Below are 26996 nucleotides of genomic sequence, written 5' to 3'. Positions count from 1 at the left end.
TCTAAATTTTGGAATGTAATAATTTGAAGTAATCAAAGGCTTTCAACAAACGGCTGCCGTACCAAGAAAACATTTCGCCATCCACAAAAACCGTTTTTGCATGATGGGTAAATCGTCCAATTTCAAACGCATGTTCGTCTTTAAACGGAAACGGTTCGGATGACAAAAACACATAATCAGGATCGCCTTCTAAGCGGATTTTCTTTAACTCGACTTCAGGATAACGGCCTTCTTTTACTTCGTAAATATTCTCGAAATGATTCAATTTCAATAATTCGTTGATAAAAGTATGATTTCCCGCTACCATGTGAGGATTGGCCCAAATAAAATAAGCCGCTTTCTTTATGGGTTTATCCTTGATAAATTGCTGAAAATCTTGATACGCAAAATTGATTTTGTCTATCCATTTTCGAGCTTCTGTACGTTTATTGAAAAGTTGACCGAAATCGTGAATCATTTGTAAATTATCTTCAATTGTGAGAATATCCGTAACCCAAACCGGACAAATTTGAGATAATTCTTCTACGATTTCTTTCGTATTTTCCTCTTTATTACAAATGATAATATCGGGTTGAAGTGCTTTTATTTTATCAAATTTGATGGTTTTCGTTCCACCAACAATCGTCTTAGTTGCTTTAAAATGAACAGGATGCACACAGAATTTAGTGATTCCAACAATGTTATCTTCCAAACCTAAATCGTATAGCAATTCGGTTTGCGAAGGCACTAACGAAACGATTCGCAAAGGTGTTTTTTCGAAAGTGTGTTGGGTTCCTAATTGGTCTGTAAATTGCATTTTGTTCAATATTTACCCTAAAATATGTTGCATTTCTTGTTGTAATTTCAAAGCTTCTTCCCTAGCCTTTTCAGCGAAATCTGTTCCGTTTGAAGCATAAATAATGCCTCTGGAAGAATTGATTAACAAGCCAATATTAGCATTCATTCCATATTTGCAAACCTCAGCTAAACTTCCGCCTTGAGCGCCAACACCGGGAACTAACAAGAAACTATCAGGAACTATTTTTCGGATTTCAGTGAAATATTCGGCTTTAGTTGCGCCAACTACGTACATTAAATTATGAGCGTTTTTCCAAGATTTTGAAGTTTCCAAAACCACTTTGTACAATTCTTTACCATCGACATTTTGCGTTTGGAAATCAAAAGCTCCTTCGTTTGAAGTTAACGCTAACATAATCGTGTGTTTATCTTCAAATGATAAGAAAGGTTCTACTGAATCTTTTCCCATATAAGGCGCCACCGTTACCGAATCGAAATCTAAATCGTTGAAAAAGGCTCTGGCATACATGGAAGACGTATTGCCAATATCACCACGTTTTGCATCGGCAATGGTGAAGATTTCTGGATATTTCTGGTTTATATAATTAATCGTTTTTTCTAACGATTGCCAACCTTTGATGCCGTAAGCTTCATAAAAAGCAGTATTCGGCTTGTAGGAAACACATAAATCATGTGTAGCATCGATAATGGCTTTGTTGAATTCGAAAATGGCATCTTCGGTTTGTAGTAAATGTTCTGGAATTTTATTTAAATCAACATCCAAACCAATACATAGAAATGATTTTTTAGTTCGGATTTGAGAAATGAGTTGTTCAGTAGTCATTGTGTTGTTGTTATTTAAACGCAAAGTTCGCAAAGTTTTTCGCAATCCCGAAGTTTCGGGACGCAAAGTTTTAAAAAAAATGCCAAACAAAATATTGTTCAGCATCTTTTCTCTATCTTCTATGTTCTGTTTTCTTTCATTTAGAAAACTTCGCTTTCTTTTAATTTTTCGGTGTTAGCTACCAATTGTAATTCGTCGATAAATTTTTGGATTTTTCCACTCATTACACCATCCATATCAAAGATATCCATTCCAATTCGGTGATCGGTTACACGTCCTTGCGGATAATTGTACGTTCTAATCTTAGCCGAACGGTCACCCGAACTTACCTGAGAATTACGTTTTTTCGCATCTTCTTCTTGTTTTTTGGCCAATTCCATTTCATACAAACGAGAACGTAAAACCGTTAACGCCTTATCCTTGTTTTTATGTTGTGATTTCTCGTCCTGACATTGCGCTACCAATCCTGTAGGAATGTGCGTCATACGAACTGCAGATTTCGTAGTATTTACCGATTGTCCACCAGGACCAGACGAACAGAAAAAGTCGATACGAACGTCATTCATATCAATTTGTACGTCAAATTCTTCCGCTTCTGGTAACACCATTACCGTTGCTGCTGAAGTGTGAACACGACCTTGCGTTTCCGTTTGTGGGACACGCTGTACACGGTGCACTCCTGCTTCGTATTTCAATGTTCCGTAAACATCTTCACCTGTAACTTCAAAAATTACCTCTTTAAATCCACCTGAAGTTCCTTCGTTCATGTCTACTAAAGAAGTTCTCCAGCCTTTTGATTCACAATATTTCGTGTACATACGATACAAATCACCTGCAAAAATAGAAGCCTCATCTCCTCCAGTACCCGCACGGATTTCCACCATAACGTTTTTCGCATCTTCTGGATCTTTAGGAATCAACATGAACTTAATTTCCTCTTCTAATTGAGGTAAACGCTCATTTGCTTCATCCAATTGCATTTTAGCCATTTCTACCATTTCGGCATCCGAACCATCCGCAATGATTTCTTTGGCTTCATTGATATTTCCAACTAAGTTGATATACTCATCACGTTTTTCAACAAGTTCTTTTAAGTCTTTGTATTCTTTATTTAATTGTACATAACGCTTTTGATCCGCAATAACATCCGGTTGAATAATCAAATCGGATACTTCGTCAAAACGTTGTTTTACATATTGTAATCTCTCTAACATGGCTGTTATTTATTTTGGAGTGCAAAGTTACAATTTTAGTTGAAAGTATAAAAGTTTCTGTCTTTAAAAGTTTTACAATTGAAAATCAATTATTTAAAAATTTTATTTAAATTAAGTCTAAATAAATTTTGTGAATTCATTTTGGCGCTATAAATTTGCATTATTATTTTAATTAAATCTAAATAAGATGTATAAAAACATTTTCAAATCTATAGTACTACTGTCTTCTTTTCAGGCAGTGGCCCAACAAACCCCAAACGATGTTAGCGAAAACTATTTTACAGAAAACGATACTGTAAAAACGTTAAACGAAGTAGTCATTAACGGAAAAAATAATCCTTCTAAGTCTTCAGTTAACCGAGCTGGAATCAAAGAAAAAGATTTACCTCAAGCTATTCAGGTTATTGGTTCAGAAATTATCCAACAACAACAATCGATTCGTTTAAGTGATGTGGTTAAAAATGCCAACGGTGTTTACGTGGGTTCGGCTCGTGGCGGTGCTCAAGAATCGTTTTGGTCAAGAGGTTATGATATGTCGGCAAATAACATGTTTAAAAATGGTTTCCGTTTTAATAGTGGTTCTATTCCCGAAGTGGCTTCATTAGAAAAAGTAGAAATTCTAAAAGGAAGTGCTGCTCTTTTATACGGAAATGTAGCACCTGGAGGAATTATGAATATGGTAACTAAATCTCCAAATTTCAAAACAGGCGGCGAATTTACAATGCAAGCCGGAAGTTACAATTTCTACAAACCTTCAGCTGATGTATATGGTGCTTTTAATAATTCGATTGCCTATCGCTTTAATGGTTCGTATGAAAATTCAGAAAGTTTTAGAGATTATGTTACTAAAGAACGTTACTACGTAAATCCTTCTCTACTTTTTAAAGTGAGTGACAAAACAGAAATCACGCTTCAAGCCGATTATTTAAGCGACGATTGGACACCAGATTTCGGAACTGGTTCTATTGGAAAAGAAATTGCAGATGTACCAAGAAACGCTTATTTAGGGGCAAAATGGTCAAATGGAAACACCAAACAAGCAACCGCTTCGATATTAGTAAACCATGAATTCAATCCCAAATGGAAACTGAATTTTAATTCTTCTTTCCAAGATTACGATAGAGAATCGATTGGTACAGAACGTATTCAACCTGCGGCAAATGGCGATTGGAATCGTCCTTACGGAAGAAATAAAGCCGTAGAACAAATTTTTGCTAACCAGATTAGTTTACAAGGCAACTTTAAAACAGGTAAAATCAAACACCAATTGTTTACGGGTATCGATACTGAAATTTCTTATGCTGATGCTTACACTTTCAGATTTTATGATCCAACAACAGGAGCAACCGTAACTACATACGATACCGTAAATATTTTTGATCCGTCGTCTTATGCAGCTTCAAATGAAGGACCAATTTTACCTTCTGAAGTAACGAGAATCGTAAAAACAGAAACTACACGTTTTGGAGTTTATGCACAAGATTTAATTTCGTTTTCTGACAAATTCAAAGCGTTATTAGGCGTTCGTTATTCATACCAAGAAGCAAAACCAGAGACATACAATATCGCTGCAAATACAGTTACAGAAGAAACCATCCGAAACGACAGAGCTTTTTCACCTAAAGTAGGATTGATTTACCAACCTACCAAATACACTACTTTATTTTCTAGTTACTCCAACTCATTCACACCAAATACGGGAGTAACCATTTACAATGAAGCGATTAAACCTTCTATTATTGACCAAATTGAAGTAGGTGTTAAAAACGAATTCTTTAAAGGAAAATTAACAACAAACGTTACTTTATATCAAATTGTAAACAGCAATTTAGCACAAACAGCTGAATTTGATGCAAACGGAAACATCAATACCAATACTAACGTAAAAGCATTAAGCGGAGAAACAACCAGTAAAGGAATTGAATTAGACTTAAACTACAAACCAATTGATGGTTTAAACATTATATCAGGATATAGTTATAACGACATGCGTTATACCAAAACCACTGGTGCCACAGGAAGTTTTATAGAAGGCGATCGTTTGGTAAGAACGCCTCAGCATACAGCTAACTTAAGTTTCTTTTATACGGTACAAACTGGAGTTCTTAAAAATGTATCGGTTGGAGCGATTGGAAACTATATTGGTGACAGACTTGGAGGTTGGAACAATCAAGTAAATCCTGCTTATCCAAACGGAATTTGGGATAGAGAAATTCCAGTTAATGGCTACACAACAATTGATGTATCGTTAGGTTACAATTGGAAACAATTTTCATTACTTTGCAAATTATCTAATATTACCAACGAGTTGAATTATACTTTACATGAAAATTACAGTGTAAACCCTATTGCCCCAAGACAAATTTTAACTTCCTTACGATACAAATTTTAAGAATTCAATTAAATAAAAACATGAAACAAAAATTAGTTAGAGACATTCACCGCGATTTTGGTTACTTCTACGTAGGATTAATTATTTCGTTTGCTTTTTCAGGAATTTTAATGAACCACAGAGAGCATTGGCATCCTGAAAAATATACGATTGAAACCAAAAACATCAAAGTACAATTACCAGAAGAAAGCCAAATTACAGAAGAATTTGCTGAAAACTTAGGAAAACAATTGGGCATCGATGATAAAATGCGTCGCCATAACGTAAAGAAAGGTACGTTTAAAATTTCGTTTGAAAAGCACGATGTAGAAATCGATATGAAAACAGGTAAAGGTGAAATTGTTGCCTTCAACAAAACACCGATTATCAGTCAAACGATGAAGTTGCACAAAAACACTTCTAACTGGTGGATTTACTACTCTGACATTTTTGGAATCTCCTTAATATTAATTGCCATAACGGGAACTTTAATGGTAACCCACGGCAAAAACACCTTTAAAAAGCGAGGCTGGAAACTAGCCGTAGCCGGAATTATTTTCCCCATCTTAGTTTTAATTATTTTGAGTTAATAAACGAAAAGGTTCACGAAAGTGGGCCTTTTTTGTTTTAGAAATTGTAAATATTTTATTATATTTGATTTCGTTAAAAAAATAAGCGAAATAAAAACTTGCCAAACTTTCGCCAATCTTGCCAATATGGTATGATACTAGTTCGAAAGTTTCGTATATAAACGAGTTAGCAGATATTATAAAAAACTCTATGAAATCACTATTTACTTTTTTATTAATTATACTTATAAATCATACAATCCTATCACAAAGTGATTTAACTGATTTATCAAAAATTAAATTGTGTGAAACTAAAATTTCAGATTTTGGACAACCTTTAACTACAGTTTTAGTCAAAGAATTAGATAAATGTCCAAATGGAATTACACCTTTAAAAATTCCTGGCTATCAACATAAAAGCGGTTTTACTTTTTCATCTTACAAAAACGTTATATTTCAAATTCATTTAGCAGATAGCACAATTTATAAAATCATTCTGAACAAAGAATTTAAAGGTTATTTAACAGATGGAAAATACATAGATTTGTCAACTCTAAAAGCAAAAGATATTAAACATAAAGATTCTTTGTATTGGTTTAAAGAAGGCTGTTCAGAATATTTAGGATTAGGATATAAAAATTTTAAGTTTCATATTAAGCAAGATAAATCTATTCCATCTGAAAATACAATTAATCAAGAATTATATAGCGAAAAAAATATCGAAATTGTAACAATACAAAGCAATTGTTATAAACGAGAATAATAACATCTGCTAACAACGGTTTGCTTCAATGGCTACTTCTGGATTTTCCCCGCTAGCGCGAGCGTCACGCTCGTGCACACAAAGCAAATCATAAAAATAGTCACGAGCAAGATGCTCGCGCCAACACAAAAAAATCCCAAGCATTCACTCGGGATTTTCTCTTTATTCTATTTTCTATCTTCTTATTTCTTAACTGGAATATTCTCTAAAATTTCCAATACAAATTTCCAATATTTTTGAGCAGAAGAAATACTCGCTCTTTCATCTGGGCTGTGTGCTCCGTGGATGGTTGGTCCAAAAGAAATCATGTCCATGTTTGGATAATTCGTTCCTAAAATTCCACATTCTAATCCAGCGTGACACGCTACTACATTTGGTTTTGCACCGTTTTGTTTTTCGTAAATAGAGGTCAATACATCTAAAATTTCCGATTTTACATTTGGTGTCCAACCTGGGTAACTTCCTGCAAATTCAACTTCGCAACCAAACAATTCGTAAGCCGAACGCAAAGCATTAGCCAAATCAAATTTAGAACTCTCCACAGACGAACGCGTTAAATTCTGAATTGAAATTTCGCCATCTTTTACGATTACTCTTGCAATATTATTCGATGTTTCTACTAAATCAGCCATATCAGCTGACATTCTGTAAACGCCGTTGTGTGCTGCATAAATCGCTCGTAACAAACCTTCTTGAACGCCTAAATCCATTACTTTTGCTGGAGTTGACTCGCTTTTAACAATCTCAATCGTTAAATTCGGCTCCATAGTTTTGAACTCGGCTTTGATTTCATTGATAACTTCTTGCATATCAAAAACAAAAGCTTCGTCATAAATCGCCGCGATAATTACTTTTGCAACGCTTTCTCTCGGAATCGCATTACGCAAACTTCCTCCAGAAATTTCAGAAATTTGAAGACCAAAATTCTCAAATCCGTCAAATAATAAACGGTTCATGATTTTGTTCGCATTTCCTAATCCTTTATGAATATCCATTCCCGAGTGACCGCCTTTTAAGCCTTTCACGGTAATAGTATAACCAACAGAACCTTCTGGCGTTTCTTCTTCGTTGTAAGTTCTAGTAGCTGTTACATCTACTCCACCTGCACAACCGATATCGATTTCATCGTCTTCTTCAGTATCTAAATTCAGTAAAATTTCTCCGTCAAGCATGCCGCCTTGTAAGCCCATTGCCCCTGTCATTCCCGTTTCTTCGTCAATTGTAAATAAAGCTTCAATTGCTGGATGTGGAATATCAGTGCTTTCTAAAATCGCCATGATAGTTGCTACTCCTAAACCGTTATCAGCACCAAGCGTAGTTCCTTTAGCACGAACCCAATCACCATCAACATACATTTCAATTCCTTGTGTATCGAAATCGAAATTCGTGTCGTTGTTTTTTTGGTGTACCATATCCAAATGCGATTGCATTACAATGGTCTTGCGGTTTTCCATTCCTGGAGTCGCAGGTTTTTTGATAATTACATTCCCCACATGATCTTTCACAGTTGGCAATCCTAATTTTTGTCCGAATTCCATCATGAACGCAATCACACGCTCTTCTTTCTTAGACGGACGCGGAACGGCATTCAAATCGGCAAATTTGTTCCAAAGGGCTTTTGGCTCTAAATTTCTTATTTCTTGGCTCATTGATTTGTTTCAGGTTTAAAGTTTCAAGTTTAAGATAACAAAGTTACAAAGTTTAATTGCTTTACAAATTGATTTGTGATTATATTTACGTTTTAAAAAACACTGTGAAAAGAAAATTCGTCCTTCCTTTATTTTTAATAATCCAAATCATCGTGGTAAAAACGATTGGTTTGTTTCCTGATTTTGTAGAAAATTGGTACACCAAAGGTTTTTATCCGAAATTGGCTTTTGTATCGAGAAAAGTATTCGGTTGGTTACCATTTTCGTTTGGCGATGTCATCTATTTCATTCTAATTTTACTTTTATTCCGTTGGATTTGGAAATACCGAATCGGTTTTTTCAAAGAATGGAAGAATAACGGATTAGCAATATTGAGTTGGGTTTCGGTATTTTATTTTTTCTTTCACTTGCTTTGGGGAATGAACTACTACCGAATTCCATTACATGAAAAATTGCAGATTGAAAAAGAATATTCGAAAGAACAATTGGTAGCTTTCATTGAAAAAATGATGGTAAAAACCAATGCATTGCAACTCCAAATCACTAAAAATGATTCGGTTGCCGTTGTGATTCCGTATTCCCATGATGAAATTTATGATTTAGCTTTGAAAGGTTATGAAAACATCCCAAATGATTTAAAAGAATTTCGTTACGAAGTAAAAAGTATTAAATCGTCTTTATTTAGTTATCCGCTGAGTTATATGGGATTTGGTGGGTATTTGAATCCGTTTACCAATGAAGCGCAAGTCAATTATTTGAAACCTAAATACACTTCACCTCTAACCACTTGCCACGAAATGGCACATCAAACGGGAATTGGCAGCGAAAGCGAATGCAATTTTATCGGATTTGTAACTGCTGCTAAAAACGAGGATTTGTATTTCCAATACTCAGCCTACAGTTTTGCGTTGCGCTATGCATTGCATAATTTAGAGATAATAAAAGAAGGAAGCTCGGAGCCTTATTTGAAAAAAATAAACAAAGGTGTTTTAAAAAACTTTGAAGAAAACGAAATCTTTTGGAAGAAATACCAAACGCCTATCAATACCTTTTTTGAATACTTCTACGATAATTTCCTAAAAGCCAACCAACAAAAAGATGGTATGGAAGGCTACAGTAAGTTTGTGGGATTGGCGATTGGTTTTAATGAAAAGTTAAAAAATTATTAATGTTTCATTTTAAAAATACTAAAGAAAAATCTTATTCGTTTTATAAGAAAAAAATTATGAAATATTGTATTTTATTTATCGGCCTTCTTTTAGTTTTCTCATGTTCCTCAGACGATTCTAATACAACTAATCGCCAAAACTTATCTTTCACTGATATTTACACCATTCAAGCAGATACTTTAGAAATGGATATGATTTCTAATATTGGAGAAAATTCGATTTATATTTCTTACTCAGCAGATAATGGATATAATGAAAATTTATTAAAATTAAACGTTAACACATTAAACACAAACGAAATTATTTTACCTGATGTTGCTGAAAGCAGACAAATTGAAATTGTAAATAACAATATATTTTCATTATCTGGTAATGACATTTTTAAATTAGATTTAAATTTAAATTTAATCTCTACAAATAATAGATATAATGAGAGTTATCTTCCTAGAATTACTTCTAGAAATAATACAATTGAAATATTTAGAGGAATAAATAACATCCTTAGTTATGATATTTTAACTGATAATTACATTTACCCTAGTTTTCCAACTAATTCCAATTACTTCCTCAGGGCCGATGTTGAAATAATCAATGATAAATTATTTACTTTTGGAGGTTTGAATTATGTAAATCAAAATTGGGTGATTTCAAATCAAATAAATATTTATAATTATGCCCTAAATAGTTGGTCATCACAAAATTTACCTTTTAACGTTTACGAAACTTTTACTGATGTTTATGACAATAAAATTATTGTAGGCGGAAACAAACAAAACAATCAAAGTAATGCTTTTATAGGCATTTATGATCCATCAAATGGAAGCTATACCAATTTTTCAACAACTATTAATTTAAATGCTATTTCATTAAGAGGATTAACTGTTTTAAATGATGAGTTGTATATTGCCTATCTTGATTATAACTCTCCATTACCCAATTCTTTATCTATAAAAATTGCAAAAGCTTCGCTTTAATATTTACACTTCATCACTCGTAAAACTCACTTGATTTCTCTTCTTGTAAGGACGCATAATCAATCGTGCTTCTCTATCAAAACGGACATAATTATAGACCCAGTTTAAGAAAACCACAGCTTTGTTTTTGAATCCAATTAACGAAAACAAATGCACAAACATCCATACAAACCAAGCGAAAACGCCACTGAATTTGAATTTTGGTAAATCAACAACCGCTTTATTTCTTCCTATGGTTGCCATCGAACCTTTATCTTTGTATTCAAATGGTATAGGCGTTTTTTTATTAATGATTCTAATCAAATTATCAGCTAATAATCTTCCTTGTTGCATTGCTGGTTGTGCCATCATTGGATGTCCTTGTGGGAATTTCTCTGAAGACATAACCGCAATATCACCAATTGCAAAAAGATGTTCATATCCTTCCACTTGATTGTATTGGTTTACCTTGATTCGATTTACATTTTTGATAAAACTATCAGCTTTTAAACCATGAGGCAAAGCACCTTGTACGCCAGCTGTCCAAATCACCGTTGCAGAATCAAAAGATAAATCGGAACTAGTGGTAACGGTTTTTCCATCGTAACCTGTTACACGAACGTTTTTCCAAACGCTTACGCCTAAATCTAACAGAAATTTTTCTGCTTTTTCGGAAGCATTTTCACTCATGGAATCTAAAACACGATTACTTCCTTGAATTAGATTGATTTCCATTTTTCGAACATCTAAATCGGGATAATCTTTTGGGAGAATCGCTTTTTTCATTTCGGCTAAAGCGCCTGCTAGCTCTACTCCTGTTGGTCCTCCTCCTACCAAAACGAAGTTCATCAAACTATGACGTTCGTCGATATCATTGGTAAGTAAAGCTTGTTCAAAATTCTCTAAAATCAAACTGCGAATATTCAACGATTGTGGAATCGTTTTCATCGCCATACTATTGCGTTCGATTTCTTTGTTCCCAAAATAATTGGTTTTCGAACCGGTAGCAATGACTAAATAATCAAACTTTAATTCGCCAATATCGGAGTAAATTGTATTATTTTCCGCATCAATATCGCGAACTTCGGCCAATCGGAAATAAAAATCTTTATATTCTTGAACGATTTTCCTTATTGGATAAGCAATCGAATCAGGTTCTAAACCGCCCGTTGCCACTTGATACATTAAAGGTTGAAAATTATGGTAATTGTGTTTGTCTAGTAAAACAACTTGTACGTTTTTATTGCGAAGTCTTTTCGCTAAAGAAATTCCGGCAAAACCACCACCAATGATGACGATTCTTGGAAAACTACTACGAGGTATGTTCATTTATCATTATAAATTAATCACTTCAAAGATAAGAAGAAAAAGAATTGAATGTTTCTTAAAATAGTTAATGATTCTTTAAATTTGAAATTGTAAACTTGTAACAAATTCGTTCAAAAGACTACTTATCGTGTATGAAATCAGAATCGGAAGCACTTTTCGTTAAGCAACTCAAAGAGAATCAGAATATAATCCACAAAATTTGTCGATTATATACTACTGATGAGGATGCGCATAACGATTTGTTTCAGGAAATTACGATTCAGCTTTGGAAAGCTTTCCCAAACTTTAGAGGTGATTCTAAATTTACTACTTGGGCTTATCGTGTAGGATTAAACACAGCCATTACTTTATACCGAAAAAAGAAGCGAACGATTGATACTATTGAGTTTGATAGTACTTTTCATAAGGTAACACAAGACGATTATAACTTTGAAGAAGAAGAAAAATTAAAGCTTTTGTACAGCGCAATTAGCGAATTAAACGACATTGAAAAAGCCTTAGTTTTCTTGTATTTAGAAGATAAAGATTATACCGAAATTTCAGAAACGTTAGGGATTAGTGAAGTGAATGCACGAGTAAAAATGAATCGTGTAAAAGGGAAATTAAAAAAAATATTAAATCCGTAACCATGGATGAATTAGAATTATTAAAAAAAGACTGGAAAAAACAAGAAGGTTCTTTCCAACAAATAAGTGAAAAAGAAATTTATGGAATGCTGCATAAAGGTTCGTCTTCTATTGTGAAGTGGATTGTTATTATCAGCATTTTAGAGCTTGTTTTGTGGGCTAGTATTTCGTTTTTCACTGCAGATGAAGAATATTTCAAAACTTTAAAAATGTATCACTTAGATACTGTAATGCCTACAATCTCTGTTATAAATTATGGCGTTATTCTATTCTTCATTTATTTGTTCTTCAAAAATTACAGAACCATCAATACAACCGATACAATAAAGCAATTAATGCAAAGTATTTTAAAAACTCGTAAAACAGTTAAATATTACGTTTGGTATAATTTAGCAATGACGGCTTTTTCATTCGTTTTAGTGTTTATTTTCCAATTTATGTATGATCCAAACATTCGTAAAATGGTAGAAAAAATGTCTCAAAATGTAGATCCGAACACTTTTTATTGTATCATGTTTGTTGTTTATGCAGTCATCATTGCAATCTTTGTTGGGCTAATTTGGTTATTTTACAGATTGCTTTACGGAATTCTGATGAGACGATTAGAAAAAAATTACAATGAACTTAAAAAAATAGATTACTAATGCGATACTTGATTTTACTTTTTACTTTTTTTGTTTCTTTATTTTCAAATGCCCAAGAGTTAGAAAAAAGCTTACTTTGGAAAATTTCTGGAAATGGATTAGAACAACCTTCTTATTTATTTGGAACCATTCATGCTACTTGTGATGCTTCTTTAGATGAAAATACGCTGAAAGCATTAGAGAACACCCAACAATTGTTTTTGGAATTAGATATGGACGATAAAAACATGCAAATGGAAATGATAAAATATCTTCCTATGAAAGATGGTGTAAAATTATCTACATTGTTGAGTTCAGAAGATTTTAAAATCGTAGACGACTTTTTAAAGAAAAACTTAAAAATGTCAGCCAAAATGTTTGATAGTTTCAAGCCTTTCATGTTGAGCTCTATGTTATTACCAAAAATGATAGATTGCCCATACGAGTCCGTAGAAATGAATTTAATGAAAATTACCAAAGAGCAAAATGAAGAAGTTTTTGGTTTGGAAAAAGTAGAAGATCAAATGAAAGTATTTGATGAAATACCTTATCAAATTCAAGCCGATGAATTACTAAAAACGGCAAAAGGGGATTTAGAAAAAGAGAAAAAAGAATTCAATGAAATTATGACTATTTATAAAAATAAAGACATTGAAGGAATGTTAAAACTAATGAATGAATCTGACAATAAAATCACAGCTGATAATAAAGACCAGTTATTAAACAATAGAAATATAAATTGGATTCCTGTCATCATTAAAGCTATGAATGAAAAACCTACTTTCTTTGGTGTTGGAGCAGCACATTTAGCAGGAGAAAACGGGGTTATTAAACTTCTAAGGAACCAAGGTTACAAAGTTGAAGCTGTAAAATAAAACGAATAAAAAAAAGGTTCTGAAGTTCAGAACCTTTTTTTTATCTTAGTAACTCCATCTGCGTTGTTCGTCTTCTTTTCTTTTTTCTTCAAGAACTTCAGTAGGTATAACTTTTAAAAGCGAAGGATGTTGTTCTATTGCAAATTCGATCATTTCAACTACTTCGTCAACCGTTGCTGTTTCATAATCGATTTTTAAAGGTTCTTTAATTACCATCGATTGTAAGATTCCTTTTTTCTTAATCATCAACCCTTTTCTATCAAAAGAACGACGGAATCCATCAATTACGATAGGAACTACAATTGGTTTATGTTGTAAAATAATATGAGCTGTTCCTTTACGAACTGGCTTAAATGAACGTGTTGTTCCTTGTGGAAACGTAATTACCCAACCATCTTCTAAAGCAATTTTAATGTTTTCAGTGTCATTTGGATTAACTTCTTTCTTTTCTGTAACGTCTTTTCCTTTTGCTCTCCAGGTTCTTTCAACAGTAATAGCACCAGCATAAGCTAGAATTCTAGGTAATAATCCTTCTTGCATGGTTTCCTTAGCTGCTACATAATACATATTTAACTTCGGATTCCATAAATACATTACGTTTTTAATATTATTTTCTCTTCCTTTTAAAGCTGCATTAAAAACATGAAACATGGCTACCACATCAGCAAAATAGGTTTGGTGATTAGAAATGAATAATACATTTTTATCTGGTAAACTCCTAATAATCTCAGAACCTTCAATTTGTAACTGATTAAAATGGCGATAACGACGGTGTGTTAAAAAACCCGCAATACGTATTAACCAAGTCTTTAAAAACAATATATGTCCGAAAGGATTTCTCTTAAATAATCCCATAATTTTTTATTTTTATACAAAACAAGAACGCAAAAGTAGTAAAATAGGTGATTTTAGAAAGAAAAAGAGCTTAAAATCACATTATAAGGTAATAATTTGAAATCGCTAAAAATTACATTTACTCAAAGCACATTTTATAGTTTCCTTTAACTCGCTCATCATCATAGCAGTAGCTCCCCAAACCACATATTTATCCACCATAAAAGCAGGGACTTCAATATCAGTTGCATAAGAAGTAGACATTTTTACTTTGGTGATACTTTTATCATCTAAAAAGTCGGCAATTGAAAATTCTAAAACCCGTTTAACTTCATCTAAATCAGGAATAAAGGTTAATTCTTCATGCGAAATTCCCATAAATGGCGCTACTAAAAAATTACTTGGTGGGATATAAATTTCGCTGAAAGGCTTTATGATTTGAATTTTTTCAGGATGAATACCAACTTCTTCATGAGTTTCTCTTAGAGCTGTTTCCTCTAAATCAGCGTCGTATTCTTCTACTTTTCCTCCTGGAAAACCTATTTGAGAAGAATGAACTCCCGGATACGAATTCCGAACAATTAAAGCCAAATGCGTTACTTCATTTTTAGGATAAAACAACATTAAAACCGCTGCCTTTCTAGGATTTTTATCCCTGTAATTTTCCTCATTTAAATAAGAAATACGCTCTAACGGTGCCATTTTTGCATGGGCATCTGTAGAAAGAAGGGTTTCTTTTTCTATCTTTGGAATGTATTTTATAAAATCATTAAAAAGCATACTATTTTCAATTTAGCAACCTTAAAGGTAGCTATTTTTTTCAAACAAAATAAATTTCTAATTCAATAATATGTTCAGTAAAGAAGAAGCACTACAAATAAAAAAAGATTTTTGGATAGCCTTTGCAGAAGAATACCCACGTAAGTGGCTGTTATACAATACCAAAATCAAAGATGTAACCTTCAAATTTTATGTTGACAATAAAAAAGCACAAGTTTTACTCGATATAGAACCAAAAGACGAAGAAAAACGTAAGATATATTATGAGAAAGTAGAATCGCTAAAAACCATTCTTTTAGAAGATTATCTAGACGATGTTGTTTTTGAACGTAATTTTTATTTAGAAACGGGAAAAGTAATCAGCCGTGTTTGGGTAGAAAAAACAGGAATAAGTATCAATAACAAAAATACTTGGCCTGAAATTTTTGACTTCTTTGCCGAAAAAATGGATGCTTTTGAGCGTTTCTTCTATGAAAATGAAGATTATATTAAAGATTTAGAAATCAATACGTAATTCAAATACTTTGTAACATTGTTAACACTTTATTTGAATTCTAACCATTAAATTTGAAAAAATGTTAGCTATGAAAAAGTTATTTTTATTAATTGCAATTGTAAGTTTACAATCGTGTCAATCACAAACTAAAGAACCAAAAACCATGAATTCAAATTCAAAAAAAACAGATGCTGAGTGGAAAGCAGAGCTTACACCTGAACAGTATGAAGTATTAAGAAATAAAGGCACTGAAAGAGCTTTTACTGGAGAATATTGGGATCATTTTGAAAAAGGAAAATACGTTTGTGCTGCATGTGGTAATGACTTATTTACTTCTGATACAAAATTTGATTCACACTGTGGATGGCCTTCATTTGATAAAGCCATAAAAGGTTCTGTAGTCTTCAAACAAGATTTGAGCTATGGAATGGTTAGAACGGAAGTCTTATGTGCAAAATGTGATGGCCATTTAGGTCATATTTTTGATGATGGACCAAAAGAAACCACTGGTCAACGTTATTGTATGAATTCTGTTTCTATCAAATTTGTTCCTGAAACTAAGTAAGAATATGCTAGTCAAAATTGTAAAGCTAAACTTAACTGAAAATATCAATATTCTTCAGCAATTAACAAATGAAGAAATGATTTTGCCGTTTCCTGAATTGGGCAACGCTACAATTGGCGAACACATGCGTCATATCATTGAACTTTTAGGTTCGCTATTAGATAATTATGATAGTGGTTATATCAATTACGATAAAAGAAAACGCGACATCATCCTTCAATCCGATACCAAAGAAGCGATTAAAATCCTTGAAAAATATCGTTCTGAACTAGATATACCGAACAAGTCACTTTCTTTAACACACAATTGTTTCAGCGATAAAGAAATGCTTGAAACCAACTATTTCCGTGAATTGCTTTACAATTTGGAGCACAGTATTCACCATCAAGCCTTGATAAAAGTAGCATTGTATCGCTTACCGCACATTAAAATTTCAGATTCTTTCGGAATTGCACCATCAACTCTTGAATACCGCAAACAATGTGCACAGTAACTTATATTCCAACGATAGAAGGTTGCATAATTACTTCCAATCGTGATGAAAAAATCACGCGAGAGAGAGCGCTTCCTCCTACCGTATATTATATTGAAGGTAAAAAAATCATCTTCCCAAAAGATCCAAAAGCAGGCGGAACTTGGGTAGCACATAGCGAAACTAAAATTATCGTACTGCTCAACGGTGCAGAAGAAAAACACTTTCAAAAACCTAGTTATCGAAAAAGTAGAGGCTTAGTGGTTTTAGAATTAATAAGTACAGAAAACTCACTGAAATACTGGCAATCAATAGATTTAACTGATATCGAACCTTTCACTATTGTCTTATTTGAGAACAACAAACTAATCCAATTGCAATGGAATGAAGTGGAAAAAAATGAAGAACTAAAAGATGTAAACCAATTTCATATTTGGTCTTCCTCTACCCTTTATTCAAAGGAAATTCGCGAACAAAGAAAAATATGGTTTACCAATTTTATACAAGAAAACAACAATCCAACACCAGAAGAAATTTTATATTTTCATCAATTCACAGAATCTGAAAATAAAGAATTTGGATTGCAAATCAATCGCAATGACACTTTAAAAACTATTAGCATTACTCAATGTAAAGTTACCAACAATAAAATTGAAATGATCTATTTGGATTTATTCGAATAAAAAATGACAAAACTTAATCTCTTTTTACATAAACTAATTCATTGGGAATATTGGCCGTATCAAGTGGTTTATCTTCCCGTGTACTTTCAGTATTTGTATTATGTAGTGAGAACACGTTCCTTTTTTTATTTTAATGCTTCAAATCCAACAATAAAAAATGGTGGCTTTTTTATGGAATCAAAAAAGGAAATTTACGATTTGATTCCTCCACAATATTATCCGAAAACTATTCTAATTCAACCAAATGATGATTTAGAAACTATTTTACTGAGAATTAACTCTGAAAATATTCAATTCCCTTTAATTGCAAAACCCGATATCGGTTTAAGAGGAACAGCAGTCAAAAAAATTCACAACGTTGAAGAATTAGAAAATTACTTCAAAAAAGCAAAATTTGACATTTTATTGCAAGATTTGATTCCATACGAAAATGAAATCGGACTTTTCTACGTAAAATTACCAAACCAACCAGGAAAAATTACTGGAATTGTATCAAAAGAATTCATGATTCTTACTGGAAACGGAAAAAATACCCTTCGCGAATTATTACATAGCGACAAGCGTTATTTATTGCAATTAGAAACTCTTGAATTGGAATACAAAAACCTGTTAAATACGGTTTTAAAAGAAGGGAAAACGATTAACCTTGTACCCTACGGAAATCATTGCCGCGGAACAAAATTCGTAGATGCTAGTCACGAAATTACTTCTGAAATGATAGAAAGCTTTAATGCTATTTGTAGTCAAATTAAAGATTTTCATTTTGGTCGAATGGATATTATGTATCAATCTTACGAAGATTTAGCAAAAGGAAAAAATTTCCAAATCGTTGAAATCAACGGTGCCATCAGCGAGCCCACACATATGTATGACCCAAAACACAGCTTATGGTTTGGCTGGAAAGAGCTTACACGACATTTTCATTACATGTATTTAATTAGTAAAAACAACCATAAAAACGGGGCAAAATATCTAACTTTCAAAGAAGGTGTTATTGAATTTAAAAAGCATCATCAACATTACAACATAATTTTAGATTTCTAAATTCTAATTCTGTTAAAAACCTAACATTTTTAGGAAATTTTGCACAAAAAATAGAAATAAAATTTATATTTGGTAAATTTTATTTCTACATGAAAAAAGTAATCTTATCACTATTAATCATTGGGTTTACCAATGCATTCGCGCAAACAAAAAAAGACTATTCTTTTGTTTATTCAACTGATTCAATTCTAAAAACGGGTTTTTCTCATTATGAAAAAGGGCAATACAATGAAGCTGTTGCCGAATTTCAGAAAATTGCAAAAACCGACCCTAAATATTTAGTTGCTCAGCATGAAATTTCATTATCATTATATGGTGCTGATAAAAAAGAGCAACTTTTAAAACATTATGAAACACTTTATAATGAAGGTAAAATGAAAGAACAACCTTCTTTATACACTCTTTATGGCTCTTTTTGTAGTGATGAAAAACAATATGATAAAGCTGAAAAAATATTTAACGAAGGTGCTTTGTATTTAAGTAATTCATCTAATTTCTTATACAATCAAGCAATTTTATATTTAAGAAAAGAAGATCTACAGAAAAGTACTGATTTATTAAAAAAAGCGGTCACTATTAATCCCAATCTAGCTTCTGCTCATTATTTTTTGGGTGCAATTGCACTTGAAAACGGTAACATTGTAGAAGGAAGTTTAGCTTTACTAAGTTATTTAGCAATCGCTCCAACAGGAAAATTTGCTCAAGAAGCAGTTCTGAAATTGAATAATAAATTTGGAGAAAATTATCTAACTAAAGGAAAAGTGGTTTTTTCTACAAGCGGAGATAACTTTGAAGAATTAGAAACTATTTTAAGAAATCAACTTCCATTAAGAAAAGCATATAAATTAAAAACCGAAATTGATGATGTAATCATGCGTCAAATGCAAGCCGTGATGGAATATAGCTTAGAACATAAAATGGACAATGGTTTCTTTGAAACTACATACTTACCATGGATTAAAGACGTTGTTGCTAAAAAACAATTTGAAGGCTTTAGTTATTATATGTTACTTGGATTAGAGGAAAAATTAGGTAAAGAAATCACAAAACACAAAAAAACAATTACTACCTTTTATGAAAAGTATTACTTGGTGGATTTTTGGGATCAATTTGCAAAAAGAAATATAGATCATTTTGGACAAAAACAAGAAGTTGTTATTTATTTAAAAGATGGAAGTCCATTTATTATTGGTCCAATTGTTAACAAGAAAAAAGAAGGTAAATTCAAACTTTTAGGAGAACATGGCAATATTGAAGGTGAGTTACTTCTAAAAAATGATGAACTAGATGGTTTACAAAAATATTTTGATTCCAAAGGAAATCTTGAAATGGAAAAAATGTATACTGCTGGAAAACTAAATGGTGAAAAAAAAGAATACTATCCTAATGGAAACATAAACACTATTGAAATATATAAAGATGATGTTCTACATGGAATAAGCAGCTCATATCATGTAAATGGAGGTAAAAACTGTGAATTGAATTTTACTAATGGAGAACAAGATGGTGTATTAACTTGTTATTATCCTAACGGAACAAAAAGTAGTACAATTACCTATGCAAAAGGTAAATTAAATGGTGCCTATACTCTTTACAATGAACTTGGTGATGTTACGCTATCAACTAACTACAAAAACGATGAAGTAGATGGTAAATACATTCAATACTTTGATGGTAAAACAATAAAAGCTGAAGGAGAATATATTAATGGAAAGCCAACAAGCAATTATAAAAAATACTATTCGAATAAAAATTTAGAATATGAGAGTTTTTTTACCAATGGAAAAATTACCAAAACCACTAACTATTTCATTACGGGTGCTAAATCTTCTGAATTAATTTTTAATGCAAATGAAGAACTAGAATCGTACATTTATTTCAATCCTAAAGGAGAAAAATACTTCGAAGAAAAATACAAAGGGGGTGAATTAAAATCAGGATTACAATATTCATATACCAATCCAAAACCTGTTGAAATTAATCTTACTAAGAAAGCATTCAGTATTTCAAGTTTAAATAACAACAAACAAATTAGTGGTTTCTTTGAAAAAGGAAAAAAATCGGGTGAATGGAATTATTATTTTACAAACGGTAATTTAAAAATTAAAGAAAATTATATAAACGGAAATCAAACTGGTTTATGCCATGCTTACAATAATAGAGGTCAATTAACAAGCATTTCTCATTATACAAATGATGAATTAAATGGAGTGTATGAAATTTATGATAGTGGTATTTTGAATGAAGTTTCTTATTATTCAAACGGAAAACAAAACGGTCCATACATGTCCTACTATGCAGACGGAACATTAAAAACAGAAGGATTTCTAGAGGACGGAGATGTAAATCACTTTAAATCAACTTACAGACAATCAGGAAAACTATCTCAAATTTCAAAATTTGTAGAAGGCGAAATCGTTTTTACAGAAAGTTACGATAGTACTGGTAAAAAAGAATTTGAATTTGATTACAAAAACAAATCAGGAAAATTCAACCTAAGTTTAAATAACGGAGCTACATCTCAAGACTTCGAAATGATTAATGGAAACTATAATGGAAAATATAGCTCAAAAGATAAATTAGGGAACAAAATTACTGAATCACAATACATAAACGGAAAACTTAACAACAACTACAAATATTACAGTCCATACGGAACATTAATGTTTGAAAGAAACTACTATTGTGGTTTAATAACAGGAACCGATACACAATATGATTTAGTTGGTAATTTAAGAATTACGAGTGAATACCAATTAGGGACTGAATATGGTAAAACAATTCGTTACTATCATAACAAATCAAAAATGTTTGAGTATAACGAAATCGATGGTTTAACTGATGGTGAATACATTTATTACAACCAAAAAGGAGAACCAGTTTTAAAAGTAAATTTTGAAAGTAGTGCTTTGGTAAGTTATGCAACATTAAGTAAAACTGGAGGGTTTTCAGAAAATGTAAAAACACCATCAGAAAATGCCGAAATCACTTCTTTATATCCAAATGGAAAAGTTGCTATGAAAGTAACATTCGTAAAAGGAAACATAAATGGTAAATTAGTAATTAACAGTATTGAAGGAAAACCAGAATATGAAGCTAATTACAAAAATGGTTTATTCGAAGGTGAACGTACAGAATACTATTCTAACGGAAAAGTATACAAAAAAGAGAATTTGAAAAACGGAGATTTTGAAGGAGTTCACACTTATTTTAAAGAAGACGGAAAACCATGGTTAACTGCAAACTATAAAAATGATGAACTTCAGGGCGACTTTTTAATTTACACTAATGGTGTTTTATCATTAACTAAAAAATACGATTCAGATGAATTGGCCGAAATTATTAAATAAATCAGTTGTTACTTGTATGCTTATCGGATTTACTTCGATAGGCTTACAAGCACAGCAAACCTTTGAAGATTACAAGAAATTATATCCCGATTTCAACGAGGTTGTACTTCTAGATTATCAAGGATACGATATTTCAATCGAGAACAAAAAATTAAAAATCATTCAAAATACATCTTTTGAATCGATGATTCTTTCAGAAAATGGCATTCACAACAACGAAGAATCATTTACCTATTCAGAATTGGTAAAACTATTGGAATACGATGCTTTTTCGGTTATCAATTCCAATGGAAAAGATAAGAAAATTAAAGTAACTCAATCTGCTGAAAAAAACTCAAGTAGCAGCTCGGTGTTCTTTGACGACATTAAAGAAAGACAATTAATTTTTCCACATTTAGAAAAAGGAGCAAAAAAAGTATACAATTACAAACGCGAATTTGTTGATCCATTTCTACTTCACAAATACATGTTTATTGGTGGTTATCCAATAAAAGACGCCACATTTGAAGTTAAAACCGACAAAAACGTAAACATTGGGTTCAAAATTTTTAATGACCCAAATAACACCATTCAATTCAAAAAAACAGAAGTGAAAGGTAAAATCGTTTACACTTGGACATTAAAAGATGTAAAAGCATTCAAATTTGAATCTAACAGTCCTGGCGTATTGCATTCAGCACCACATATTGATATTTATATCAAAGATTATACGATTAACGATAAAAAAACAGTTGTTTTAGATGATGTTACGCTTTTACACAAATACTATCAAGGTTTTGTAAACAATCTAAATAAAAAAGAGTGTATCGATTTAAAAAAGATTACAGAAGACATTACTAAAGACAAAACTACTGACGAAGAAAAAATCAAAAGTATTTTTTATTGGGTAAAAGACAATATTAAATATGTAGCCTTTGAAAACGGTTACGAAGGATTTATTCCAAGAGAAGCCGATTTGGTTTTTGAAAGAAAATTTGGTGATTGTAAAGATATGGCAAATATCATTGTTTCAATGGCAGAATATGCCCATATAAAAGATGTAAACTTATGTTGGATTGGAACTAGAGAAATCCCCTACTCCTATACAGAATTGGCTACTCCTGCTGTAGACAATCACATGATTGCAGCTTATAAAAAAGGTGACCAATATATCTTTTTAGACGCCACAGATAGAGAAACACGTTACGGATTACCAACATCATTTATTCAAGGAAAAGAAGCTTTAATTAATAATGGAAAAGAATTTAAAATTGTAAAAGTTCCAGTTATTGATGCTAAAAATAATCAAGTTGATGATATCGTAAAAGTTCAAATAAAAGACGGAAAACTTATTGGAAAAGGAAAAATGGAATTCAATGGTTTTAACCGAAGTATGACCTTAATGCAAATTGGTGACGCTTCAGGTAAAACCCGATTTGAAATGATTAAAAGTTTAGTCTTAAAAGGGAATAATAAGTTTAAACTAAATACGTTTACCGAAGAAAATATTGGTAATCGCGATTTACCTTATAATGTAAATTACGATTTCGAATTGGATAATTATATCATCAAAGTAGATAAAGAACTGTATCTAAATCCTTATTTACACAAAATCTTCGAAAAAAATCCAATTCAAAAAGATAGAGTTACAGGATATGATTTTGAAATTGTTTCATTCTTTAATTCCGAATACGAATTTGAAATTCCTGCCAATTACAAAGTAAAATACTTACCTAAAAACTTTACTTTAGATAACGAACTACTAAAAGTTAACTCCGTTTTTACTGAGAACAACAATAAGATTTTAGTAAAATATACGTTTGAAGTTAAGAAATTGGTAATTGAACCAAGCGATTTTCAATTATGGGATGATAGCATTAAAAAAATGAAAAACAACTACAGCGAAACATTAATTCTAACCGAAAAATAACACAAATGAGAAAACTAATAGCTCAATGCCTTCTTGTTTTATTCTTGTGCAATGTCAATTTTATTGTTGCCCAAGATTATACCTTCAAAAATTACAAATGGGAACAAAAACCGAGTGCATTTTCGGTTCCAGAACAATATAAAAATGAAAACGAAATAGTTGTAAGCCGTACCATTAAAGTTGAAATTATTTCAGATAAAAACGGACCTAAACAATATTACTTATTACACGATAAAATTTTCATCAACTCGGATGATGCTATCGAGAAAAACAATAAAATTTATTTACCATTTAGTTTAAAAGAAAACGTAGTAAAAAACGAAGCTCGCGTTATTTTGAAAAGTGGTAAAATCATTACTTTAGATAAAAAAGACATTAAAGAAGAAGTAGATGAAGAACGTGGGGTTAAATACAACTATTTCGCCATTAATGGATTAGAAAAAGGAGCCATTATTGAAAAAATATTCGTTTTAGAAGAAATGCCAGAATTAAATGGTAAAACATTTAAAATGCAAGACGATTTACCAATTATGGACATCAACTTCGAGTTAATCTATCCAAATCACTTGGTATTCAAAACCAAAGGATACAACAATTTATCGGCAGCAGTTTTAGACGATAAAACGTATAAAGATAAAGTAGCAATCTCGGTTAAAGAATCAAATGTTCCAAAATTAGAAGACGACGAAAAATATTCAAACTGGAAAGCCAATATTAAATATTTCCGTTACAAATTAGATGCTAACTTATACAATGGTTCAAAAAATCTTTACAACTACAAAGAATTTGCTTCTAAAGTATACGAAAGGTTCAATATCGAATTAGATAAAAAAAACCAAAAAGCAGTTGATGATTTTTGTAAAACAATTACCAAATCAGCCGATTTACAAGAACAAATTTGGAACATTGAAAACAAAGTCAAAAAAACAATTGCTTACAATCGTTATTTCGATACCAAAGAAAATGTAGCTGATATCATCAAAACCAAACAGGCGAATCAAACCGAAATATTAGCGCTTTATTTGGCTATTTTCAAGCATTTTAAAATTGAAAATCAAATTGTATTTGCTTCAAATCGTTATGACATTGCTTTTGATCCTGAATTTGAAAGTTATGAAAACTTAGATGATATTTTATTCTATTTCCCGTCAATTAAAAAATTCATGACACCAACAGAAATCGAATATAGAATTCCTTTAATTCCAAACACTTTGGCTAACAACAACGGACTTTTCATTAAAGAAAAAGAATTTGGAGGAGTTAAAATGGGAATCGGTGAAATCAACTTCATTCCTATTCCAGGAGTAGAAATCACACACGATATTATGGATATCACAATCGATTTCACAAAAGATATTGAAAATCCAACTATTACAAACGAAGTTACTTTTGGTGGTTATTCTGCTTTAAATTTCCAACCTATTAAAGATTTTGCACCAGCCGATCAATACAAAGAAATTTTAAAAAGTATTGCAGAAAACTATACAATTCAAGAAGAATACACTTCATTAACAACAGAAAACGATGGAACCGAATTCATTGGTAAAAAACCATTCGTTTTAAAAGTTACTTTTGAAGGAAAAGATTTAGTTCAGAAAGCGGGAGATAATTATTTATTCTCTGTAGGAAAAACAATTGGTTCTCAAATGGAATTATACCAAGAAAACAAACGCATGATGCCAGTTGAAATCGATTATCCACACTCGTACTTCCGTAAAATAAAAATTATTTTACCTAAAGGAGCGACGGTTAAAAACTTAGAGAAATTCAACATGAGTCATAAAACCGATATCAATGGTAAAACAGAAGCTACCTTTGTAAGCAATTACAAGACAGAGGGCGACGAAATTCTAATTGAGAATACAGAATACTATAATGTGATTAATTATCCGTTAGAACACTTCGATTCGTACAAAGCAGTCATCAACGCGGCTGCCGACTTTAATAAGATAGTTATTGTACTAAACAAATAAAAATTCCAAATCCGACTTCACAAGAGTCGGATTTTTTTATGGGCGTTTCCCAAGGGGTCGGGCTATCCGCACTCGCTTTAATTGGTTGCCTGAGGTTCTCGATGGCAACCAATTAAGAGCTCAAACAAATGCTCCTATCCCTAACGCGGAATTTGTTTTCAGTTGAATTATATTGAAAAATTTATTTTTAAATTGCTTAACATTGACAAAACAAACGAAAGGATACAAGGGAGTTAAGATTATGAAAAATATAATAAACATAAAGAACATTAGTCTTATAATTTTTATAAGCTATATTTTATTAAGTTGTGATACTGATAAAAAACTTTCTAATGAAGATAAAATCAAAATTTTAGCAGAAATTTTTTCTGACAAAACAAAACCAAATTTATTTTTTAAAAAGTGTAATTTCATAAATATTCAAATAACAAAACCTCATTCTATGTATTATAATGGTAAAGATTATGAATCATATAATGAATATGTATCCGAAATTTTAAACGTAAAAGATACAAGCTCTATAAATCAACAAATAATTGAGAACAAAAATTTAAAAATAAATTCTTTAAAAAAATTGAAATTTAAATTTCAAAACTTTGAAGAAAAAAGAACGATTGATAATTGTTATGTAATGATTTCAAAGCCTTTATTTAATAAAAATGAAGACTGTTTTTATATTATTATTCAAGAAAATGGAACTCAAAATCAATACTTAATTAAAAAAAATAGAAATAAATGGGTAGTAGATAAAAAATTTGGTTTAGCAATAGAATAATAATTATATACCTGCTAGCTAACGTTGTCTTTTGGAACACATAAAACCTTTCGCTAGCGCGAGCGTCCCGCTCGTGCACACAAAATTAAAGTAAATTCATAGCGAGACGCTCGCGTTAGCCCTTAATGAAGTTTAAAAACAACAAAACCACCTCAAAAGAGGTAGTTTTATATATTTAGAGTCCCATCGGGACGATATATTGGTAACAAAAAACCCCTCATCGGATGATGAAGGGTTTTCAAAAGAAAGGCGGCGACATACTCTCCCACATAACTGCAGTACCATCTGCGCAGTCGGGCTTAACTTCTCTGTTCGGAATGGGAAGAGGTGAGCCCCGACGCAATAACCACCTT

At 31.7% G+C, this 26996-nt stretch carries 24 protein-coding genes and 1 rRNA gene; 17 read left to right on the top strand and 8 right to left on the bottom strand.

What is annotated here, in order from left to right:
- Window position 1 precedes the first annotated feature (1 nt).
- The 3 genes from IM755_RS10150 to prfA form a co-directional block, all read right to left on the bottom strand.
- On the bottom strand, window positions 2–796 hold the full coding sequence (locus IM755_RS10150) for an ABC transporter substrate-binding protein (protein WP_194096446.1): 795 nt from the start codon (window positions 794–796) through the stop codon (window positions 2–4).
- Window positions 797–808: 12 nt separating this feature from the next.
- Window positions 809–1621: an orotidine-5'-phosphate decarboxylase gene (gene pyrF, locus IM755_RS10145; RefSeq protein ID WP_194096444.1), complete on the bottom strand. Its 813-nt coding sequence runs from the start codon at window positions 1619–1621 to the stop codon at window positions 809–811.
- Between the two features lie 140 nt (window positions 1622–1761).
- Entirely contained in the window at window positions 1762–2835 is a 1074-nt protein-coding gene (prfA, locus tag IM755_RS10140; RefSeq protein WP_194096442.1) for a peptide chain release factor 1, read from the bottom strand.
- Window positions 2836–3022: 187 nt separating this feature from the next.
- Between prfA and IM755_RS10135 the strand changes: the two genes are divergently transcribed.
- From IM755_RS10135 to IM755_RS10125, 3 genes are all read left to right on the top strand, one after another.
- Window positions 3023–5227: a TonB-dependent siderophore receptor gene (locus IM755_RS10135; protein ID WP_194096440.1), complete on the top strand. Its 2205-nt coding sequence runs from the start codon at window positions 3023–3025 to the stop codon at window positions 5225–5227.
- A gap of 20 nt (window positions 5228–5247) precedes the next feature.
- Window positions 5248–5796, top strand: a complete 549-nt coding sequence (locus IM755_RS10130; protein WP_194096438.1) for a PepSY-associated TM helix domain-containing protein — start codon at window positions 5248–5250, stop codon at window positions 5794–5796.
- 190 nt (window positions 5797–5986) lie between these two features.
- Window positions 5987–6538, top strand: a complete 552-nt coding sequence (locus IM755_RS10125; RefSeq protein WP_194096436.1) for a hypothetical protein — start codon at window positions 5987–5989, stop codon at window positions 6536–6538.
- 182 nt (window positions 6539–6720) lie between these two features.
- Here the strand turns inward: IM755_RS10125 and IM755_RS10120 are convergent, their stop codons facing one another.
- A complete protein-coding gene (locus tag IM755_RS10120; protein WP_194096434.1) occupies window positions 6721–8187 on the bottom strand; it encodes an aminoacyl-histidine dipeptidase in 1467 nt (488 codons plus the stop codon).
- A gap of 104 nt (window positions 8188–8291) precedes the next feature.
- Here IM755_RS10120 and IM755_RS10115 point away from each other — a divergent pair, with 104 nt between their 5' ends.
- Complete coding sequence (locus IM755_RS10115; RefSeq protein WP_194096431.1) at window positions 8292–9356, top strand: DUF3810 domain-containing protein; 1065 nt, start codon at window positions 8292–8294, stop codon at window positions 9354–9356.
- Window positions 9356–10330 (top strand): Kelch repeat-containing protein, encoded by a 975-nt coding sequence (locus IM755_RS10110; protein ID WP_194096430.1) that lies wholly within the window; start codon window positions 9356–9358, stop codon window positions 10328–10330. Before IM755_RS10115 ends, IM755_RS10110 begins: the two co-directional genes overlap by 1 nt.
- A 3-nt stretch (window positions 10331–10333) precedes the next feature.
- Here the strand turns inward: IM755_RS10110 and IM755_RS10105 are convergent, their stop codons facing one another.
- Window positions 10334–11638 (bottom strand): NAD(P)/FAD-dependent oxidoreductase, encoded by a 1305-nt coding sequence (locus IM755_RS10105; protein WP_194096428.1) that lies wholly within the window; start codon window positions 11636–11638, stop codon window positions 10334–10336.
- A 131-nt stretch (window positions 11639–11769) separates the two neighbouring features.
- Here IM755_RS10105 and IM755_RS10100 point away from each other — a divergent pair, with 131 nt between their 5' ends.
- Genes IM755_RS10100 through IM755_RS10090 form a run of 3 tightly spaced genes read left to right on the top strand, consistent with a single transcriptional unit; the run spans window position 11770 to window position 13762 of the window.
- Window positions 11770–12264, top strand: coding sequence for an RNA polymerase sigma factor (locus IM755_RS10100; protein WP_194096425.1), 495 nt, complete (start codon window positions 11770–11772; stop codon window positions 12262–12264).
- A 2-nt stretch (window positions 12265–12266) separates the two neighbouring features.
- A complete protein-coding gene (locus tag IM755_RS10095; RefSeq protein WP_194096423.1) occupies window positions 12267–12908 on the top strand; it encodes a hypothetical protein in 642 nt (213 codons plus the stop codon).
- The gene (locus tag IM755_RS10090; RefSeq protein ID WP_194096421.1) at window positions 12908–13762 is read left to right on the top strand and encodes a TraB/GumN family protein; all 855 of its coding nucleotides are present in this window, start codon (window positions 12908–12910) and stop codon (window positions 13760–13762) included. The genes IM755_RS10095 and IM755_RS10090 overlap by 1 nt, the downstream gene beginning before the upstream one ends.
- A gap of 45 nt (window positions 13763–13807) precedes the next feature.
- On the opposite strand, the gene IM755_RS10085 is transcribed toward IM755_RS10090, so the two are convergent.
- Window positions 13808–14617: a lysophospholipid acyltransferase family protein gene (locus IM755_RS10085; RefSeq protein WP_194096419.1), complete on the bottom strand. Its 810-nt coding sequence runs from the start codon at window positions 14615–14617 to the stop codon at window positions 13808–13810.
- Between the two features lie 105 nt (window positions 14618–14722).
- Window positions 14723–15376: an NUDIX hydrolase gene (locus IM755_RS10080; RefSeq protein WP_194096417.1), complete on the bottom strand. Its 654-nt coding sequence runs from the start codon at window positions 15374–15376 to the stop codon at window positions 14723–14725.
- 70 nt (window positions 15377–15446) lie between these two features.
- Here IM755_RS10080 and IM755_RS10075 point away from each other — a divergent pair, with 70 nt between their 5' ends.
- From IM755_RS10075 to IM755_RS10035, 9 genes are all read left to right on the top strand, one after another.
- The gene (locus IM755_RS10075) at window positions 15447–15890 is read left to right on the top strand and encodes a DUF4268 domain-containing protein (RefSeq protein WP_194096415.1); all 444 of its coding nucleotides are present in this window, start codon (window positions 15447–15449) and stop codon (window positions 15888–15890) included.
- 70 nt (window positions 15891–15960) lie between these two features.
- Window positions 15961–16437 (top strand): peptide-methionine (R)-S-oxide reductase MsrB, encoded by a 477-nt coding sequence (msrB, locus tag IM755_RS10070; RefSeq protein ID WP_194096413.1) that lies wholly within the window; start codon window positions 15961–15963, stop codon window positions 16435–16437.
- Window positions 16438–16441: 4 nt separating this feature from the next.
- Entirely contained in the window at window positions 16442–16930 is a 489-nt protein-coding gene (locus IM755_RS10065; protein ID WP_194096411.1) for a DinB family protein, read from the top strand.
- Complete coding sequence (locus tag IM755_RS10060; RefSeq protein ID WP_194096408.1) at window positions 16918–17592, top strand: NRDE family protein; 675 nt, start codon at window positions 16918–16920, stop codon at window positions 17590–17592. The genes IM755_RS10065 and IM755_RS10060 overlap by 13 nt, the downstream gene beginning before the upstream one ends.
- Window positions 17593–17595: 3 nt before the next feature.
- Window positions 17596–18636: an ATP-grasp domain-containing protein gene (locus tag IM755_RS10055; protein ID WP_194096406.1), complete on the top strand. Its 1041-nt coding sequence runs from the start codon at window positions 17596–17598 to the stop codon at window positions 18634–18636.
- Between the two features lie 89 nt (window positions 18637–18725).
- Complete coding sequence (locus tag IM755_RS10050; protein ID WP_194096404.1) at window positions 18726–21986, top strand: toxin-antitoxin system YwqK family antitoxin; 3261 nt, start codon at window positions 18726–18728, stop codon at window positions 21984–21986.
- Window positions 21961–23895: a DUF3857 domain-containing protein gene (locus tag IM755_RS10045; protein WP_194096402.1), complete on the top strand. Its 1935-nt coding sequence runs from the start codon at window positions 21961–21963 to the stop codon at window positions 23893–23895. Before IM755_RS10050 ends, IM755_RS10045 begins: the two co-directional genes overlap by 26 nt.
- A 5-nt stretch (window positions 23896–23900) precedes the next feature.
- Window positions 23901–25868: a DUF3857 domain-containing protein gene (locus IM755_RS10040; protein ID WP_194096400.1), complete on the top strand. Its 1968-nt coding sequence runs from the start codon at window positions 23901–23903 to the stop codon at window positions 25866–25868.
- A gap of 202 nt (window positions 25869–26070) precedes the next feature.
- A complete protein-coding gene (locus tag IM755_RS10035) occupies window positions 26071–26643 on the top strand; it encodes a hypothetical protein (protein WP_194096398.1) in 573 nt (190 codons plus the stop codon).
- 244 nt (window positions 26644–26887) lie between these two features.
- Here the strand turns inward: IM755_RS10035 and rrf are convergent.
- A 5S ribosomal RNA gene (rrf, locus tag IM755_RS10030) occupies window positions 26888–26996 on the bottom strand.

Source organism: Flavobacterium proteolyticum (assembly GCF_015223105.1).
GTDB classification, from domain to species: domain Bacteria; phylum Bacteroidota; class Bacteroidia; order Flavobacteriales; family Flavobacteriaceae; genus Flavobacterium; species Flavobacterium proteolyticum.
Note: the sequence above shows the minus strand (reverse complement) of the source record. Positions and strands in the feature narration are given on the sequence as shown.